Genomic DNA, 17,133 nt, shown 5'->3' on the forward strand with positions numbered 1-17,133 from the left:
GATAGGACTTTCCACTTTCAGAAAAGTCGGGGCCGATGTGCACTAATCGTCATTATACTTGATCACATGAGTAGGAATCTTTGATCGCGATCGTCAAATAAGCGCTTACATCAGACTAAATCTCCCTAATCCTTCTCTTTACTGCGTAATAGGCAACAATTAAAAGAAGCATCGCTTTTTTGCGATGCTTCTCCTGTACATTCACTATGTTCATGTTTACATCGTACGTTCGACGTTTTCTTTGCTCATTCTGCGCTGCTTCGTGATCCGGAATCCAAGGTAGACAGCTGCGGCTGCCGCAAGCGCAACGACGATCCATATTCCATATTGATAGATGGCATTGGCGATGTTCTGGACTTGTTCGCCGACTAACGTGCCGATAATGAAATAAATGAGCGTCCAGACAAACGCCGAAGGATAAGCGAATAATATGAAACGTTTGAACGGCATTTTGTTAATACCCATTACGTAAGGCGTAACATGTCTTAGGAATGGCAGACAGAGGCTTAGGCTTATTGCATAACCGCCGTACTTGCCGCTCAGCTCTTCCGCACGCGTTACGAAGCGATTAATGTTTTTTTTGCTGCTGAACCAGTTGGACAACCGGCTGCCGGCAAACCTTCCGATACTATAACCGAAGCTCATCGCGGAGCATATGCCAAGGCAAGTCATAATAAAGGCTGGAATCGGAGAGAGGACTCCCGAAGCTGCTAATGCGCCGCCGGTCATAACAACCGCCTCGTTCGGAATAGGCAGTCCGATGAGTCCAAGACATAATACTAGAAATAAGGCCGCATAGCCTACCTGTTCAATAATTGATAATAATAAGTCATAGGCACCCATTATAAACGCATCCTATCGTTCATTTATTTGTTCCAAATAATTACATCCGAATTATTCATCTAAACGTTAGCTTATCATAATGACTCATGAATGGATACCTATTATACGTTGGCAATGGAGGCAGGATTCAACTTTAACCTTTTCGTAACTAATTCCTTTCAAGACTGAGCTACAATAGTTGCAGAAGATTTTGGCAATAGGTCGAAAGGCGGCTGTTAGGATGCTTGGTTTTGAGCAAAAGGTTGAATATTTACGGCGATACGAGACGCTCGTATTTACGATATGCATCAAGCTGCTCGCTGATGAGCTTGCAGCATGCAAGGCAGCGGAGCTTCTGATGTGCCGCTTGTTCCGCGATACAGTCTTCTGGACGGCTTGCGAAACGGAACGCAACGAGTATTTGGTGAAGGCAACGAAAGCGGAATGTCTGCGCTTCTGGAGAGAGAACCTTCTGCAAACTTCGTAATGACCATTCATATTTACGCACGGTAAAGAACAGAATAGATTATAGTATAGAGTGACGACTGATAGATGGAAAGGGTGAAGCATGCAAGCACAACAAAATCGAAAGCAAGTGACGATCGCTTTGTTCGTCGCTACTTTCCTTGCCGCAATTGAAGGAACGATTGTCAGTACCGCAATGCCAAGCATTACGAGCGAGCTTGAAGGAATTAGGCAGTATAGTTGGATTATTTCTATATATTTGCTGGCAACGGTTATTACAACTCCGGTATATGGCAAGCTATCCGATTTATATGGCCGCAAAAAGATTTTTATTATTGGTGCGCTTATTTTTCTAGCGGGCTCCATGCTGTCTGGCGTGGCGCAATCGATGAACCAGCTCATATGGTTTCGCGCGCTGCAAGGACTTGGCGCCGGGGCGTTAACGACGATACCCTATACGATTATTGGCGATCTGTACCCGTACGAGATGCGAGCCAAGGTACAAGGGTGGATGTCCAGCGTATGGGGGATAGCAGGCATATCGGGACCTTTGCTTGGCGGATTGCTCGTTGATTACGTCTCTTGGAGAGCGATCTTCTACATGAACTTGCCGTTTGGCATCGCAGCGATTTATTTGCTTTCTGCAGCGCTTCGCGAATCATTCGTAAAGAAGAGACGCCATATCGATTACATAGGCATTGTATTATTCACGATTGGCATGTTCGCCTTCCTATATGGGATGACGCTGCTGCGCGATCAAGATGCAAACGGCATTTCCACGCTTGCAATCGGCATGCTGTTCGCAGCTTCGGTTGTGTTCCTGGCCTTATTCGTTGCGGCATCAAGAAGGTCGCCAGAGCCGATTATTCCGTTCGAATTGTTCAGAAGCCGCATTATTAGCGTTGCGAACTTGGCTGGCTTTCTAATTTGTGTCGTAAACGTCGTTATTATTTTTTATTTGCCGCTATGGATTCAAGGGGTATATAACAAGCCGGCAACTTATTCGGGATTAGTTATGATTCCGCTTTCTATTGCTTGGCCGCTAGGTGCTATATTGGCAGGCAATTGGATTGCAAAGCTTGGTGTTCGGCTTATTACGGTTACAGGCGCTACTTTATTGCTTATAAGCGGGATTGGCCTGGCGTTGATGAATGCGGAGACCCCGTTCTTTTGGTTCATCGTCTACACGTTGTTGTCAGGGTTGTCATTCGGTTTGTCGCTGACTTCGTTGACCGTAACCGTATCTTCTGCCGTCGGGTGGGAGCTGCGCGGCTCGGCGGTTGCCAGCAATAATTTCATTCGTACGCTTGGTCAGACGATTGGCATAACCGTATTCGGCATGCTTCTTAATACAGGCAGTACGAATAGCATCGATGCCGGTCTTCTTGAAAGCAGCTTGCATACGATCTTTATTTGGGTAGCGCTAATAGCGGTTGTTATATTGCTTGTCTCGACGGTATTGCCTAATCGGCAGTCTGCCGCAGAGCAGCAAAGCAGCGTTTCGTAGAGGAGAGTCCGAGGCAGCATGAGCATGAAATTACATAGCAGGCTTGAGTCGTTGGACGATCAGCTTCGCGCTTGGAAAATGAATACGGTCATCGTTCTTCATAACGGCGAGGCAGCAGCGGAATGGTATGAGCACGGAACGGATACAATGGGAAGTCTCTATTCATGCACCAAGAGCGTATTGTCATGTTTGATTGGCATGGCCATTGATGAAGGTCGGATTGGCAGTGTTGACGATCCGATCTCGGATTATTTGGACCATCCAGCTTCGGCACGATTGGCGGCTTCAAGCGAGGCGGCAATACGGATTAAGCATCTGCTGTCGATGACGCCGGGATTTAAGTGGCCGGACTTCGATAAGCCGTACCGGGCTTTGCGGGCAGCCGGCGATCCGATCGGGTTTGTGCTGGAGAAAGCGATCATTTCGCCGCCTGGACAAGCCTATACTTACAATTCGGGGGCATCGCATCTATTATCAGCCATATTAACGAAGGCTGTCGGCGTGCCTGCGCTGGATTATGCAAGCAGGAAGCTATTCCAACCGCTTGGGTTCCGCAAGGCGAGATGGACCGAGAAGGATGGAATCAATGAGGGCGGCACCGGACTAAGCTTATTTGGCATGGATTTGGCGAAGTTTGGTCTGTTGTATAAGCTAGGAGGCGTCTGGGAAGGAGAGAGGCTGCTGTCATCCGAGTGGATTGATCTTTCCACCAAGATGCATCATCGCGGTCTGCTGCATTACGAGCCGCCGATTTACGGAGAATACGGTTATCATTGGTGGCGCACGCCGGCAAGCCATAACGGAAACACGGATTGTTACTTTGCTTTTGGACACGGCGGACAATATTTGCTCATCGCACCCGAACAAGAGCTCATTATCGTCATACGCAAAACGGTCACGAAGCGGAATGATGCCGATCTGTCGAGGCGACTCATCTTCGAGGAGCTGCTGCCTATGTTCAGCTCGATTGCTCAATAACGCGCGTAATAGAAAGGGCTTCGACTTCGGTCGAAGTCCTTTTCTATTCTACGGCTGATCCATCGCCGGTTTCAAAATCGATCCTCAATTGGTGTAATATATGTGTGAGGTAAATCCGTCGTTTTGTCTCGATATGATCTGATTCCTAATGAAATGTATTGCCATAACCCAAATCCTAATATAATATGTTAGATAAACTAACATAAATGCTTACGTTTTGCTTGAAAGATGGGATGCTTGAACAGGCGATAGGGAGCAGCAATCATTCGAGAGCGGGGTGTGTCGATTGCATATGACCGTCGAGCAAGCTTTATCGGTGTATCCGTTATCGGAAGGGAAACTGATTGCCGGTATCAAAGGGAAAAATAAAATTATTACATCCGTCAATGTGATGGATGCGCCCGATATTACGGATTGGATTAAGGAAGGCGAGATGCTGCTGACGACTGCGTATCTCATCAAGGATCATCCAGAGGACGCTTGTCAATTGCTGCGAACGCTGCATGAACGCGGATCGGCGGCGCTTGGCATTAAGCTTGGCAGATTCTGGACGGAAGTGCCGCAGCAGCTGATCGACCAAGCGAACGAGCTTGGATTTCCGATTATCGAACTGCCATACCCGTTCACCTTCTCGGACCAAATGAATGGATTGTTCCGGGCGGAAATGAAGCGAAGCACCGGTGTTCTGACCGATGTCGTTAATAAACAAATCCAATTGATGAGATTCGCGTTGAAGCCTAATCCGATTCAACAAATGTTCGACTCGATTGCTGAAGTAGTGGAAATTCCGCTTGCCGTGGTTGGATCGCGCGGACAGATTGTTTATAATGGCACGTTATTATCTGCCGAAGAGATCGCAAGCGGGATGCAAGGGCAACGAGCAGAGGGATGGATCTCCTGCAAGCAGGTCGAGGCGCTTCGCATTCCGCTCATCAAGCATACGCCCGATTCCGGTTGCGTGCTGTTCTTTCAATCGGAGCTGCTCGTAACGCCGATTGAGGAAGGTTTATATTATCAAGCCGCTGAGCTGATTGCCTATCATATGAATTTTAGCTATGAGGATTATTTCGAACTATCGGTGCAGAAGGATTTCGGGCTGCTTATCAAACGGTTTCTATTGAACGGACTTCCTGTTGAGACAATAGAAGAGTATGCGGAGCGCTTCGAGATCGATCTGTTCCGCCCGTGGTATCGCTGTGTGCTGACGGATTTCAGCGGGCTGATCCATAAGGAGCTGCGGACGGAGAAACTGGAGCTGCTGAAGTCGGAATATCTGTGTAACTCGAGTATTCAACAATTAAAGGGCACTCATATCGTAATGGAAGACGGATTGCTGTCGGTGTTCCCTGCCGACGCGGACAATGGCGATGAAGCAATCGCTTCGGCGCTTGCTCCATTTTTTGCTTCGGTGAAAACGAAAGGCGGCTATGAGATCAGAGCCTCTATTAGCAGTGCGAAGAAGCGTGCTAACCAGCTTGCCGAAGCGTTCGAGGAATGCAAGGAGACGAATCGCCTATCAGCGGAATGGGGCGGCGGCAGCCGAATCTTAAGCTACGAGACAATGGATCTCGCGCTTATCTTCGAGCATGTGACCAAAGAACGAATGGAGACGTTCTGCAAGCGCTGGTTAGGTTCGTTGTTGAACAAAGAACCGGAATACGCCTCCGAGATGCTGCGCACGCTTGAAGCCTACTTGGAAAACGACGGACAATTAAATGAGACGGCCAAAAAGCTGTTCATTCATCGCAACACTGCGACATACCGTATTGAGAAGATAAGCGAGCTGCTGGAAGTTGATTTGAAGAAGATGAATGATTTTATGCGTCTGAAAATTGCGTTTATTTTTCGCCGTATGCTTCATAACCAGCCTTTCGCAACGAGCGGCAGCGTTCAAGTCAAAGAGACGCTGCGTGTCGGAAAGCAATAAAGGAGAGATAGCCGTGGCTACAATATGGATTCGCAATGCCGTTATTATGACAATGAACGAACAGCATGACATCGTAGAAGGCGATCTTTTAATAGAAGGAAATGTAATAAAGCAAGTAGGCGGGTCCATCGATGCCCCGCATGCAGACCGAATAATCGATGCGGGCGGTAAAGTGCTGCTGCCGGGGTTTATTCAGACGCACATCCATCTATGCCAAACGTTGTTCCGCGGACGTGCGGATGATCTTGCTTTAATTGATTGGTTGAAGGAGAAAATATGGCCGCTTGAAGCAGCGCATAGCGAGGATTCTGTATACTACTCAGCCATGTTAGGCATTGGCGAACTCATTCGAAGCGGAACGACGACGATTCTAGATATGGAGACGGTTCATTATACGGAATCCGCGTTCCAAGCTATTATGGAAAGCGGTATACGAGCGGTATCCGGCAAGGTAATGATGGATCATGGCTCGGAAGTGCCGCTGCCGCTGCAAGAGAATACTGCCAAGTCGCTGCAGGATAGCGTCGATCTGCTCGAAAAGTGGCACGGTGCTGCAAATGGGCGCATACAGTATGCGTTCTGTCCGCGTTTTGTCGTCTCGTGCACGGAAGAGCTGCTTGTCGGTGTTCGTGACTTGTCTGCTCAATACGGTGTTATGGTTCATACTCATGCATCGGAAAATTTAGGGGAGATCGAGATGGTGGAGGCTGAACGCGGCATGCGCAATGTCGTCTATCTTGACCATATCGGTCTGGCGCGTCCTAATCTGATTCTCGCTCATAGTATATGGCTGGATGAAGAAGAGAAACGCATTATTCGCGATCGCGGCGTCAAAGTGACGCATTGCCCGGGCTCGAACTTGAAGCTGTCATCAGGTATTGCAGAAGTTCCGCTGCTCCTTGAGCAAGGAATTGATGTAGGTCTTGGCGCAGACGGAGCGCCGTGCAACAACAACCTTGATATGTTTCAAGAAATGCGCCTGACTGCGTATATTCAAAAGGTGAAACATGGTCCGACGGTCATGAATGCGAGACAAGTGTTGCGGCTGGCAACGATCGGCGGAGCGCGAGTGCTTGGTATGGAGGAGAAGATCGGCAGCATTGAGGCCGGCAAGCTTGCCGATATACAGCTGCTTGATCTAGAGGACTTCCACGTCTATCCATCATTCGATGCGGATTGGTATTCCCGCGTTGTCTATGCGGCGACTAGAGGCGATGTCGATACGGTCATTATTGACGGTCAAGTGGTGATGGAACAGAAGCTTGTGAGGACGATTGACAAAACGGTCGTGCTGAAGGAAGCGGATCAATCGCTTCGCCGTCTTATCGCTAGATTATAATCGACTATCCATAAAGGAACGGACAAATGGTCCGCTAGAATAGGAGGAACGGCATATGGATGTGCATCGGCTATTGCAATCGATTGTGGATAGCGAAGAACCGTCCGTGCTCGCTACGATTATCGATGTGAATGGACATTCCTATCGTAAGCCAGGCGCATGTATGCTGTTCAAGCTTGACGGTGAGCAGATTGGCACCATAAGCCCGGGTTGTCTAGAGCATGATTTGCTCGAACGCACAGAACGGGTATGGTTGTCGGGCGAAGGTCAATTCGAGATTGCGCAATATAATATGAATCCTGAAGAGGATGCGATATGGGGAGAAGCGCTCGGCTGCGGAGGCGAGATAAGGGTGCTGCTGGAGCCGGTAACGGGCCTGCTGCGTGAGCTGCTAATTGAAGCTGCTGCCATTGTTGGCGGCGGGCGAAGCGTAACCTTAGAGCGGCGTTTGGTTCATTCGGATATCACGTACCGTATTCGAGAGCGGGTGAATGATACCGCCGAGCCTATCCGCTTCACAGAGATTGATAATGTGCCTGATCGATTGTTCTTTACCATCAGACCGCGGCCAAGACTCGTATTGTTCGGTGCAGGCAAGGATGCTGATGCTATATATTCAATAGCTAGAAATGTCGGCTTTCAGCTTGTTATAGCAGATTGGAGAGCCGGTATATGCACGAATGAACGTTTCCCGGAGGCGCTGATTGTCATTGGCACGCCAGCGGAGATAGCGGCTGAGCTGGCGATGAGCCGCAATGATTATTTAATTATTTGCAGTCATCAGCTGCAGCAGGATAAAGAGCTGTTAGGGATCGCTCTTCCGCTTGGGTTAGCCTATATCGGTGTCATGGGATCGAAGAAACGAATACGCATGCTGTTCGAAACCTTCTTGATGCCGTCGAACGTTAGAGCTCCTATCGGCTTATCGATCGGTGCCGACGGACCTTATGAGATTGCGGTGAGCGTTGTTGCGGAGCTAATCGCTGTGCGGGCAGGCCGAACCGAACGCGCGCGGAGAGGGGCGAGAGCTGATGGTCATATCGGCTATTTATTTGGCGGCTGGCCGGAGCAAGCGAATGGGACGGCGCAAGCAGGAATTGGAGCTGATGCCGGGGATGACGCTCGGCAGCATGGCTCTTCATGCGCTGCTTCAATGCAGCGTTGAGGAAGTCGTCGTTGTTGTACATCCAAGCGATCCTCTAAATTGGCTGTCTAAGGAGTTTGCCGAGAGAGTCTTGGGCCAACCGTCTCAAGACTCTCCTTCCGTTCGGATTGTATTTAGCGAAAGAGCGGATGACGGAATGGCTTATTCATTGCGAACGGGATTAGAGGCACTGCCATGGATTCAACCTAATGGGGAGGATGCGTTGCCGGATGCAGTCCTTGTTATGCTGGCTGATCAGCCATTTGTTGATAAGACTCATTTAGAGCGGCTTATGGATCGTTATAGCAAGCAGACTAACCTGGATTACGTTGCAAGCTCATCATGGAATGAAGAGAATGGGACCTATGCGTTGATGCCGCCTGCAATTTTGTCGAAGTCGATGTTTGCGGCTGTAACTAAGCTGGAAGGTGACACGGGGGCGCGTAAATTGTTTGCAGACGCTCGCTATCGCGGAGAAGCTGTATCTGCACGGTCGAATGAAGTGTTGCTAGATGTGGACAATCCAATAGATTTAGAGCTTGCGATTGCGTACAATACGTCCGTTCGACCGTGAGATACCTCTTTTGTGTAAGGTAATATAACACAATAAAGTTCATTTAGTGCATGACGCACAATGGACAATGCTATTTTTAGACACTCGACCAATATAATGTCATATATATTGACGTTACCATGACGTGAATATATATTGAAGTTACATCTCGAACAAAGTTGAGAGATGAAAAATAGAGAGTCGGGGTGGAACGCAATGAAGCAACGCAACAGAGTATTGTCCGTAAGCTTGGCCATCATCTTAACGCTCGTACTCGTATTATCCGGTTGTTCCAGCAATGACAAAAACGATCCGGCAGAAGGCGGTAACAATGGCGCGACGAACGCACCGACCGATAAAGCTTCGGACGGAGCTGCGACAGATACGCCTGCAGAGCTTCCTAAAGTTGCTTTCGTCTACATCGGCCCTCCAGGAGATGGCGGATGGACATTCGAACACGATAGAGGCCGCAAGTACATGGAAGAGAAGTTAGGCATCAAAGCGGATACGGTTGAGAACGTGCCGGAGAGCGCGGATGCAGAGAGGATCATAACAGAGCTTGCTCAGAATCACGACATCGTCTTTACGACAAGCTTTGGCTACATGGACCCTACGCTGAACGTTGCCAAGAAGTTCCCAGATGTGAAATTTTTGCACGCCGGCGGCTACAAGACGAATGACAACATGAGCACTTACTTCGGCAAAAACTACGATGCCAGCTACCTAAGCGGTATTGCGGCAGGCAAAGTAACGAAGAAGAACTTGATCGGCTATGTAGGCGCGTTCCCGATACCAGAAGTTATCTATAACATTAACGCTTTCACGCTCGGCGTACAAAGCGTGAATCCGGATGCTACGGTAAGCGTTGTATGGACGAACACATGGTATGATCCAACGACGGAACGTCAAGCGGCAGTCAGCTTGCTGGACAAAGGCGCAGACGTGCTGCTCGCTTATCAGGATTCGCCGGCAACGCTTCAAGCGGCTGCTGAACGAGGCGCAATGGCAGGCGGCAACGACTCCGATATGACACGCTTCGCTCCAGAAGCGTACTTGACCAACCCGATTTGGAACTGGGGTCCGTATTATACGCAGGTCGTACAATCGGTTATCGACGGCACATGGAAGAGTGAGCAATTCTCCGGATCGCTCTCCGATGGCATGGTCGATCTCGCCCCGATGGGACCTAGCGTTCCGGAAGATGTGAAGAAGCTGGTTGACGAAACGAAAGTGAAATTGACTAGCGGCGAAATGAGCGTATTCAAAGGACCTATCGTTGATCCGACTGGCGCAGTCAAGGTAGAAGAAGGCAAAACGCTGACTCTCGAGGAAATTCTAGTCATGGATTGGTTTGTGAAAGGCGTAGACGGCACGATCCCGAAATAAATAGCAGCTTTGATAGCTTGTATGTTCTTAAATAACAGTCAATCAACAAATCCCTTCCCTAAGGGATTTGTTGATTTATAACCGTATTATTTTCAAGATGAGGCGATTCAAAGGAAAGATTTATTGAGAGGAAGAACGCCTATGGAGTCCATATACTCGGTAGAGATGCAGCAGATTGTGAAGCGGTTCGGCTCGGTCGTAGCCAATGACAACGTCGATTTCTATGCCAAACCCGGCGAGATTCATGCGCTGCTTGGAGAGAATGGAGCAGGCAAAAGTACGATGATGTGCATGCTGTCGGGCGTTTATCGACCTACGAGCGGAGAAATCCTGATCCATGGCGAGAAAGCTCGTATTCGCTCGCCGAAGGACGCGATGAAGCTTGGCGTCGGTATGGTGTTTCAAAACTTCCGTCTCGTGCAGACGCTGACGGCGGCGGAAAATATTATTTTGGGCGAGAAATCGTCGTTTTGGCGCGGGGCGAAGTGGCTGCGCGATAAGCAGGAGGAAATTGAAGGCATTGCAGATCGATTCGGGCTTGCATTCCCGGTTGACCGCCCGATCTGGCAGCTGTCTGTCGGCGAGCAGCAGCGCGTCGAGATCGTGAAGACGCTGTACAGAGGCGCCAGCCTTATTATATTGGATGAACCTACATCCGTATTGACACCAGGCGAGGCGGAGCAGCTCTTCGAGACGCTGCAGCATATGAAGCGGGAAGGCAAGACCGTTATCTTGACTACGCATAAGCTGAAAGAAGTCATGGCGGTATCCGACCATATTTCGGTTATGCGTAAAGGAAAGATGATCCATTCGATGGCCAAAAGCGAGACGAATGAGCGAGATCTCGCGAAGCTGATGGTCGGCAAGGAAATCGGAGAAGCTCGCCCGCTTGCGCCGCGTCAGCCAGGCAAGCCGTTGCTTACGGTTCAACAGGTTGACGTGTTCGCCGATCATGGGCGCAAGACGCTTGACGGCTTCACGCTGCATGTGAATGAAGGTGAAATTGTTGGCGTTGCTGGCGTTGCAGGCAACGGGCAGAAGGAGCTGGCCGAGGTGCTGACCGGGCTTCGCAGTTGGAAGCGCGGTACGATTCATTTTAATGGAGAAGCATTAAAGAATGGATCGGTCAAAGGGGCCATTGAGGCAGGTATCGCACATGTGCCGGAGAACCGGATGAAGAGCGGGTTAGCCGGGAGTCTCGGCGTTGTTGATAATCTATTATTCAAGTCGTATCGATCGGAGGAACGTTCGCGCTTTGGATTCTTGCGCACCGGTCACAATCGCGAATGGTCGCAAAGTCTAGTGGAGCAATTCGACGTGAAGACGCCGAACCTGGACACACCGGTCCAGCAGCTCTCCGGAGGCAATCAACAGAAGCTGCTGCTTGCCAGGGAGGTTCACCAGCAGCCGCTGTTGATGGTAGCTGTGCATCCTACACAGGGATTGGACGTCGGCGCGACGGAAGGCGTTCATCGGCTATTGACCGATATGCGCGGGGAAGGAAAAAGCGTGCTGCTCATATCGGAGGATCTGGATGAGGTTATGCAGCTGTCCGACCGGATATTAGTCATTTACAACGGACAGATCGTTGGCGAACTCCCTCGTTCGGAAGCGAATCGCGAAACGATTGGCATGTATATGGCGGGGCTGCGGGTAGTGGACGTCGAGAAAGAGGAGGCGGCGGTATGAGCGACAAAGCGGCCTTAACTAGCACGAGCGTCGGTACACCTCCACCGGGTAAATCCAGAGCGCCGAAGGGCATGAACCTGTTCGCCTATCGGATCGAGATCGATCCTTCGAAGAAAGGCAACGCCTGGTGGATCCCGTTCGCTTCTGTTCTGCTTGCGTTAATCGCCTGCGGCATCTTCATAGCAGCGAACGGCATGAACCCCATTCCCGTGTACAAAAAAATGTTCACGGGCGCTTTCGGCACCGAATACGGCATCACGGAGACGCTCGTCAAGTCGATACCGTTATTGCTTTGCGGTCTCGGCGTTGCGATCGCTTATCGCATATCGGTGTGGAATATCGGCGCAGAAGGCCAATTCGCCGCAGGAGCGATGGCGGCTACAGCAGTAACGATCTATATGCCGAACCTGCCGGGCGTTCTAATCATTCCTGCGATGATTGTTTTAAGTATCGTCGCTGGCGGAATATGGGGACTGCTGACCGCCATTCCGCGAACGTATTTCCAAGTTAACGAGCTTGTCAGCTCCTTGATGTTAAACTATGTGGCGCTTCTAGCGATGGACTATTTCGTCTTCGGTCCGTGGAAAGATCCGCAGGGGATGAATTTCCCGGGTACGCCGATTTTTACAGAGGCGCAGTCGCTGCCCGTGCTCGGCGACACGAGACTTCATCTTGGTCTTGTGTTCGGTATTATCGCTGTCATTCTATACTTCCTGTTCATTAAGTACACGAGATGGGGCTACGAGCTTCGTCTGATCGGCGCCAACCCAGAGGCAGCGCGCAATGCGGGCATTCGGATCAGCAGACATATACTGCTCGTTATGCTTATTAGCGGGGGGCTTGCCGGTCTAGCAGGTATGGCAGAAGTGTCAGGTGTCTCGCATAGACTAATGTACGGCATATCGCCTGGTTACGGCTATACAGCGATTATCGTTGCTTGGTTAGCCAAGCTGCATCCGGTTGGACTCATTATTTCGTCATTTCTGTTCGGCGGGTTAATTGTCGGCGGCTACAGCGTTCAGACGATAGGACTGCCGTCTTCCATATCGGAAATGCTCCAGGGAGCCATCTTATTTTTCTTAATTGCCGGCGGTACGATCAGCAAGTTCCGAATTCGCAAGAACAGTTACTAGAGGAGCGGATCAGACATGGATATTGTTATACAAATGGTGCTGGCGGCTATCTCTTCCGGTACGCCGCTCCTGTTCGCGACACTCGGAGGCATATTGATTGAACGCTCGGGTATTATTCAACTTGGTGCTGAAGGTCTCATGCTAATGGGAGCTGTAACAGCTTGCTTGACTTATTTGCATACGGGCAGCTTGACGGTTACGCTGCTTGCAGTCTGCGGCGTCAGCATGGCGCTTGGTTTCGTGCATGCCTTCCTTAGCGTCTCGCTTCGAACGAACCAGATTGTAAGCGGACTTGCAATGACGTTGTTCGGTGCGGGTCTTAGCGCATACCTGGGCAAGCCGATCAGCGGTCAGCCTGTTAATGGCGCTGTGCCGAAGCTCGATATGCCGTGGCTCGAGTCCATTCCGTTCATCGGTCCCGTGTTCGCGCATCTAGATGTGCTGACTTGGTTCAGCTTCGTTCTTGTTATTGTCCTTCATCTCTACATTCATAAGACATCAGCAGGCTTGCATCTGCGAGCGATCGGAGACAATCCGGCAACAGCAGACGTAATGGGCATTCGCGTACAACTGCTTAGATATGCTTATATCGTCGCTGGATCTGCGCTTATTGGCTTTGCGGGTGCCGATCTGCTGCTCGTGTACTCGCCAACCTGGACGGAAGGGATGACCTCCGGACGCGGATGGATTGCGGTTGCGCTTATTATTTTTGCACGATGGAATCCGGTTCGGGCATTGTTTTGCGCCTATTTCTTCGGCGCGCTCGATATGCTCGGCTTCCGCATTCAGCTTATTGGCAGTGAAATACCTTCCTATTTCTTGAAAATGATTCCGTATATCGTAACGATTCTTGTACTTATGTACTTGGGATGGCGCAATCGCAACAAACCTTCGGGCTCGCCGGAATCGCTCGGTGCGCCGTATATAAGAGAACAACGATTCTAGCAGTAGCAGGAGGGGAACAGCATGGGTACAAACGCAAACGCACGGGCACAGGGGACCATAAAGTCTCCTCTTGTATGGCATCCGCAATCTGCGGCGGATGCATGGCAATTGAAGCAAAATTACGGAGCAGACGCCGTCTATACGGCGGGAGGTACGCTGCTCCGAACGCAATGGGAATCGGGGTTGGCCAAGATGCCTGCCCATCTTATTGACGTCAGCGGAATAAGCGGACGAGCGGAGTCGATTCGAGGGCATGAAACGGGTATTGCGATCGATGCCTCGACATCGCTGGCTGTATGCAGAAGCCACGAGCTAATTGCGCAGAAGCTGCCGCTGCTTACGGAGGCGATCAAACAGATCGCCGCCCCGTCCGTTCGTCAGCTTGCGACGATTGGCGGCAACATAAGCTCATTAGTCGGCGATTCGTTGCCTGCGCTGCTCGTCTACGATGCGCAGCTGCATCTGTTCGGCGGAGCAGGAGAGCACTGGGAGGAGCTGTCCGATTGGCTGGCCGCAATCGAGGAATCAACGCCTTCTACACCAATAAGCGGTCGTCTTCTGCTTGGTATTTCCGTTCCTCAGCCTGTTGCAACGGAAATGATGGATTCGAATGCGAAGCGCTTCGGCGCTTATTATAAAGTCGGACGCCGTGAGGCGTTCACGCCGTCCGTCGTTACGGCAGCTGTTAGCGGTACGATTAACGCCGCAGGTGTATTGGAGCATTTGAAGCTGGCCGTCGGCGGCGGCCAAACCATTCCTCGCCGTTTGAAGGAGCTGGAAGCTACCTTCGCGGGCTCGGAACTTAACACGGCTACTCTTAAGCGAATATACGACGGTGTGTTTGATGTCTTCGAGCCAAAAGGTGATCTATTCGCATCTGCGGACTATCGCAAGTCAACAGCCGCTAATTTGATTGTGACGGAGCTGTGGAAATCGGCGGCAGAAGCTGTTAACGGGGGAAGGTGAGGATATGCTGTTAAACCGAGACGGAAGCGGAAGCCGTTGGCGCATAAGGCCGGACGGACCCGCTAAAGTAACTGGACAATTATCGTATTTGACGGATATGACGGCAGAAGGGATGCTGTATGGTTTAGTGCTTCGCAGCGAACACCCTCACGCCCGCATTGTATCGATAGATACAGAAGCGGCGAAGCAAGCGCCAGGCGTACGGGCTGTTCTTACTTATTTGGATGTGCCGGGTCTTAACGCATTCGGAATTGCGCATCCTGATCAACCGGTGCTGTGCGAGGATCGTGTTCGTTATGTAGGAGATGCCGTAGCGACGGTCGCCGCAGATTCATTGGAAGAGGCGGAATATGCCATAACGCTTATTCATGTGGATTACGAGCTGTTGCCCGTCGTGGATGATGCCGAAGCGGCGCTCGCTCCTGATACCGTTCAGTTGCACGATAAAGGCAATCTGCTTCATCACGCTGGATATAGCAAAGGCAGCTTAGCTGAAGGATTCAAGCAAAGCGTTCACATTGTGGAGGAGACATACTATACGCCGAGACAAATGCACACTTATATGGAAACAGAGGGCGGCTTGTTCATACCTGGCGAGGACGGACGGTTGACGGTATATGCGCCGACGCAGCACGGCTTCATGGATCGCATGCAGCTGTCGCGCATCCTGGATATGCCGCAGCAGCAAATTCGCATCGTATCGAGTCCTATCGGCGGTTCCTTCGGCGGCAAGGACGAGCTGAACGTTCAGCCGTACGGCGCATTGCTAGCCCTCCGAACAGGAATGCCGGTAAAGTTCCACAATTCAAGGTGGGAATCGGTACGAGCGGGATTGAAGCGTCACCCGATGAAAATAACGATGAAGACTGGCACGAATGCGGAAGGCAAGCTGATCGCGCATGAAGTGCGAATCGTTGCCGATACGGGTCCTTATTCAACGCTCGGCGCTGAGGTGCTTAACTTTGCCGTTGAGCATGTCATCGGCCCCTATGTGTATGAACATTTGGATGTGAACGGATACTCGGCTTTCACGAATAATGGAATGTCAGGAGAGTTCAGAGGATTCGGCGGCAATCAGGCGATCTTCGCTTTGGAAGGCCAATTGGATCGGCTGGCGGAGCTGCTCGGTATGGATTCCTGGACGTTCCGCAAGCTCAATATGAGACAGCTGGGCGATGCCGGTCCATTCAATCAGCCGATTGCGCAGACAGATGGCGCGGACCAGGTGTGGAACGTGATTGCAGGAAGCGACCTATGGAAAACAAAGGATGCGGTTCCTGCTGTTAACGCACCGCCTTGGATCAAGACGGGCGTCGGCGCGGCTTTCACGATGCATGGCGCCGGACTTGGCGTTGGCATCCCCGATCCGGCGGGAGGGCGTCTGCAGCTCGCGAAGGATGGCAAGATTGAAGCCGTATTCGGCTACGAGGAATTCGGTCAAGGGCTGATCGCTTCGCTGGAACTGATGCTGATCGAGCAATTCGGCTTCGCCGGCGGGGATATTCGCATTATCATCGGCGATACGGATGTCGTGCCCGATAGCGGTTCAACGACCGCGTCGAGGGCGACAGCGATGATGTGGAAGTCTTTGCAGCGCATGCGCGCTCCATTCGAGGAGGCGATCCTCGGACGCGCAGCGCAATCGGTGAATGTAACTGCGGATCAGTTGCGATTGGGCGAAGGCGGTGTGATGAGGAAGGACAGCGAAGTTATGGTTATCTCCTATGAGCAGCTTGCACAGCTCGATGGCGAGCCGATCAAATGCGAGACATCGTTCCACTTCCCGACATCACCGGTGGAGCGTGTTGGCGCACACTTTATGTACACGTACTCGGCCGTAGCGGTCAAAGTCGAAGTTAATACGTTAACAGGCAGAGTGAATGTATTGAATCAACTGCATGCAGTTGCTGCAGGACCGGTCGTCAATCCGCAAGGTTTCCTCGGACAGATCGAGGGCGGAAGCAGCATGGCGCTTGGCTTCACGCTTACCGAAGATGCCGTTATGGACAAAGGTTATTATATGACTCGCAACCTTGACACGTATCTCGTGCCGACGATTGCGGATCAGCGCGGTGAAGTGGAGGTAGTTGCCATTGAGCAGCTGCCGGAAGGTGATACTTACGGGCCGCGCGGCATCGGTGAAGTAGGCTCCGTAACGCTTGCCCCTGCTATCGCGTCGGCCATTCGCGCAGCGACGGGCAAATGGGTGACGAAGCTTCCGGTTCAGCCGTCGTTTTTGCAGGAGCAGCCGGCATTTTTGCAGAAGGCGGTGAAGTGAA

14 protein-coding genes are annotated in these 17,133 nt (G+C 51.0%); 13 read left to right on the plus strand and 1 reads right to left on the minus strand.

Annotated elements, in window-relative coordinates:
* Window positions 1–216: 216 nt before the first annotated feature.
* Complete coding sequence (locus AC0YN0_RS07530; RefSeq protein WP_337101263.1) at window positions 217–843, minus strand: DedA family protein; 627 nt, start codon at window positions 841–843, stop codon at window positions 217–219.
* A 220-nt stretch (window positions 844–1,063) separates the two neighbouring features.
* Between AC0YN0_RS07530 and AC0YN0_RS07535 the strand changes: the two genes are divergently transcribed.
* The 13 genes from AC0YN0_RS07535 (at window position 1,064) to pucD (ending at window position 17,132) form a co-directional block, all read left to right on the plus strand.
* Window positions 1,064–1,309, plus strand: a complete 246-nt coding sequence (locus AC0YN0_RS07535; protein ID WP_475820652.1) for a hypothetical protein — start codon at window positions 1,064–1,066, stop codon at window positions 1,307–1,309.
* Between the two features lie 81 nt (window positions 1,310–1,390).
* On the plus strand, window positions 1,391–2,794 hold the full coding sequence (locus tag AC0YN0_RS07540; protein WP_475820653.1) for an MDR family MFS transporter: 1,404 nt from the start codon (window positions 1,391–1,393) through the stop codon (window positions 2,792–2,794).
* Between the two features lie 18 nt (window positions 2,795–2,812).
* Window positions 2,813–3,772, plus strand: coding sequence for a serine hydrolase domain-containing protein (locus AC0YN0_RS07545; protein WP_475820654.1), 960 nt, complete (start codon window positions 2,813–2,815; stop codon window positions 3,770–3,772).
* Window positions 3,773–4,064: 292 nt separating this feature from the next.
* Window positions 4,065–5,699: a PucR family transcriptional regulator gene (locus AC0YN0_RS07550; protein WP_475820655.1), complete on the plus strand. Its 1,635-nt coding sequence runs from the start codon at window positions 4,065–4,067 to the stop codon at window positions 5,697–5,699.
* Between the two features lie 13 nt (window positions 5,700–5,712).
* Window positions 5,713–7,038 carry a 5'-deoxyadenosine deaminase gene (locus tag AC0YN0_RS07555; protein ID WP_475820656.1) on the plus strand — a complete coding sequence of 442 codons (1,326 nt, stop codon included), beginning with the start codon at window positions 5,713–5,715 and terminating at the stop codon, window positions 7,036–7,038.
* A 55-nt stretch (window positions 7,039–7,093) separates the two neighbouring features.
* Window positions 7,094–8,203, plus strand: coding sequence for an XdhC family protein (locus AC0YN0_RS07560; RefSeq protein ID WP_475820657.1), 1,110 nt, complete (start codon window positions 7,094–7,096; stop codon window positions 8,201–8,203).
* On the plus strand, window positions 8,115–8,756 hold the full coding sequence (locus AC0YN0_RS07565; RefSeq protein ID WP_475820658.1) for a nucleotidyltransferase family protein: 642 nt from the start codon (window positions 8,115–8,117) through the stop codon (window positions 8,754–8,756). The genes AC0YN0_RS07560 and AC0YN0_RS07565 overlap by 89 nt, the downstream gene beginning before the upstream one ends.
* 195 nt (window positions 8,757–8,951) lie before the next feature.
* Complete coding sequence (locus AC0YN0_RS07570; RefSeq protein ID WP_475820659.1) at window positions 8,952–10,121, plus strand: BMP family ABC transporter substrate-binding protein; 1,170 nt, start codon at window positions 8,952–8,954, stop codon at window positions 10,119–10,121.
* A gap of 141 nt (window positions 10,122–10,262) precedes the next feature.
* The gene (locus tag AC0YN0_RS07575) at window positions 10,263–11,810 is read left to right on the plus strand and encodes an ABC transporter ATP-binding protein (protein ID WP_475820660.1); all 1,548 of its coding nucleotides are present in this window, start codon (window positions 10,263–10,265) and stop codon (window positions 11,808–11,810) included.
* A 71-nt stretch (window positions 11,811–11,881) separates the two neighbouring features.
* Complete coding sequence (locus AC0YN0_RS07580) at window positions 11,882–12,943, plus strand: ABC transporter permease (protein WP_475820922.1); 1,062 nt, start codon at window positions 11,882–11,884, stop codon at window positions 12,941–12,943.
* Window positions 12,944–12,958: 15 nt separating this feature from the next.
* Window positions 12,959–13,888 (plus strand): ABC transporter permease, encoded by a 930-nt coding sequence (locus AC0YN0_RS07585; RefSeq protein WP_475820661.1) that lies wholly within the window; start codon window positions 12,959–12,961, stop codon window positions 13,886–13,888.
* A 21-nt stretch (window positions 13,889–13,909) separates the two neighbouring features.
* A complete protein-coding gene (locus AC0YN0_RS07590; protein WP_475820662.1) occupies window positions 13,910–14,854 on the plus strand; it encodes an FAD binding domain-containing protein in 945 nt (314 codons plus the stop codon).
* Between the two features lie 4 nt (window positions 14,855–14,858).
* Window positions 14,859–17,132 carry a xanthine dehydrogenase subunit D gene (gene pucD / locus AC0YN0_RS07595; RefSeq protein WP_475820663.1) on the plus strand — a complete coding sequence of 758 codons (2,274 nt, stop codon included), beginning with the start codon at window positions 14,859–14,861 and terminating at the stop codon, window positions 17,130–17,132.
* Window position 17,133 lies beyond the last annotated feature (1 nt).

The sequence above is a fragment of the Paenibacillus sp. J22P218 genome, assembly GCF_056269195.1.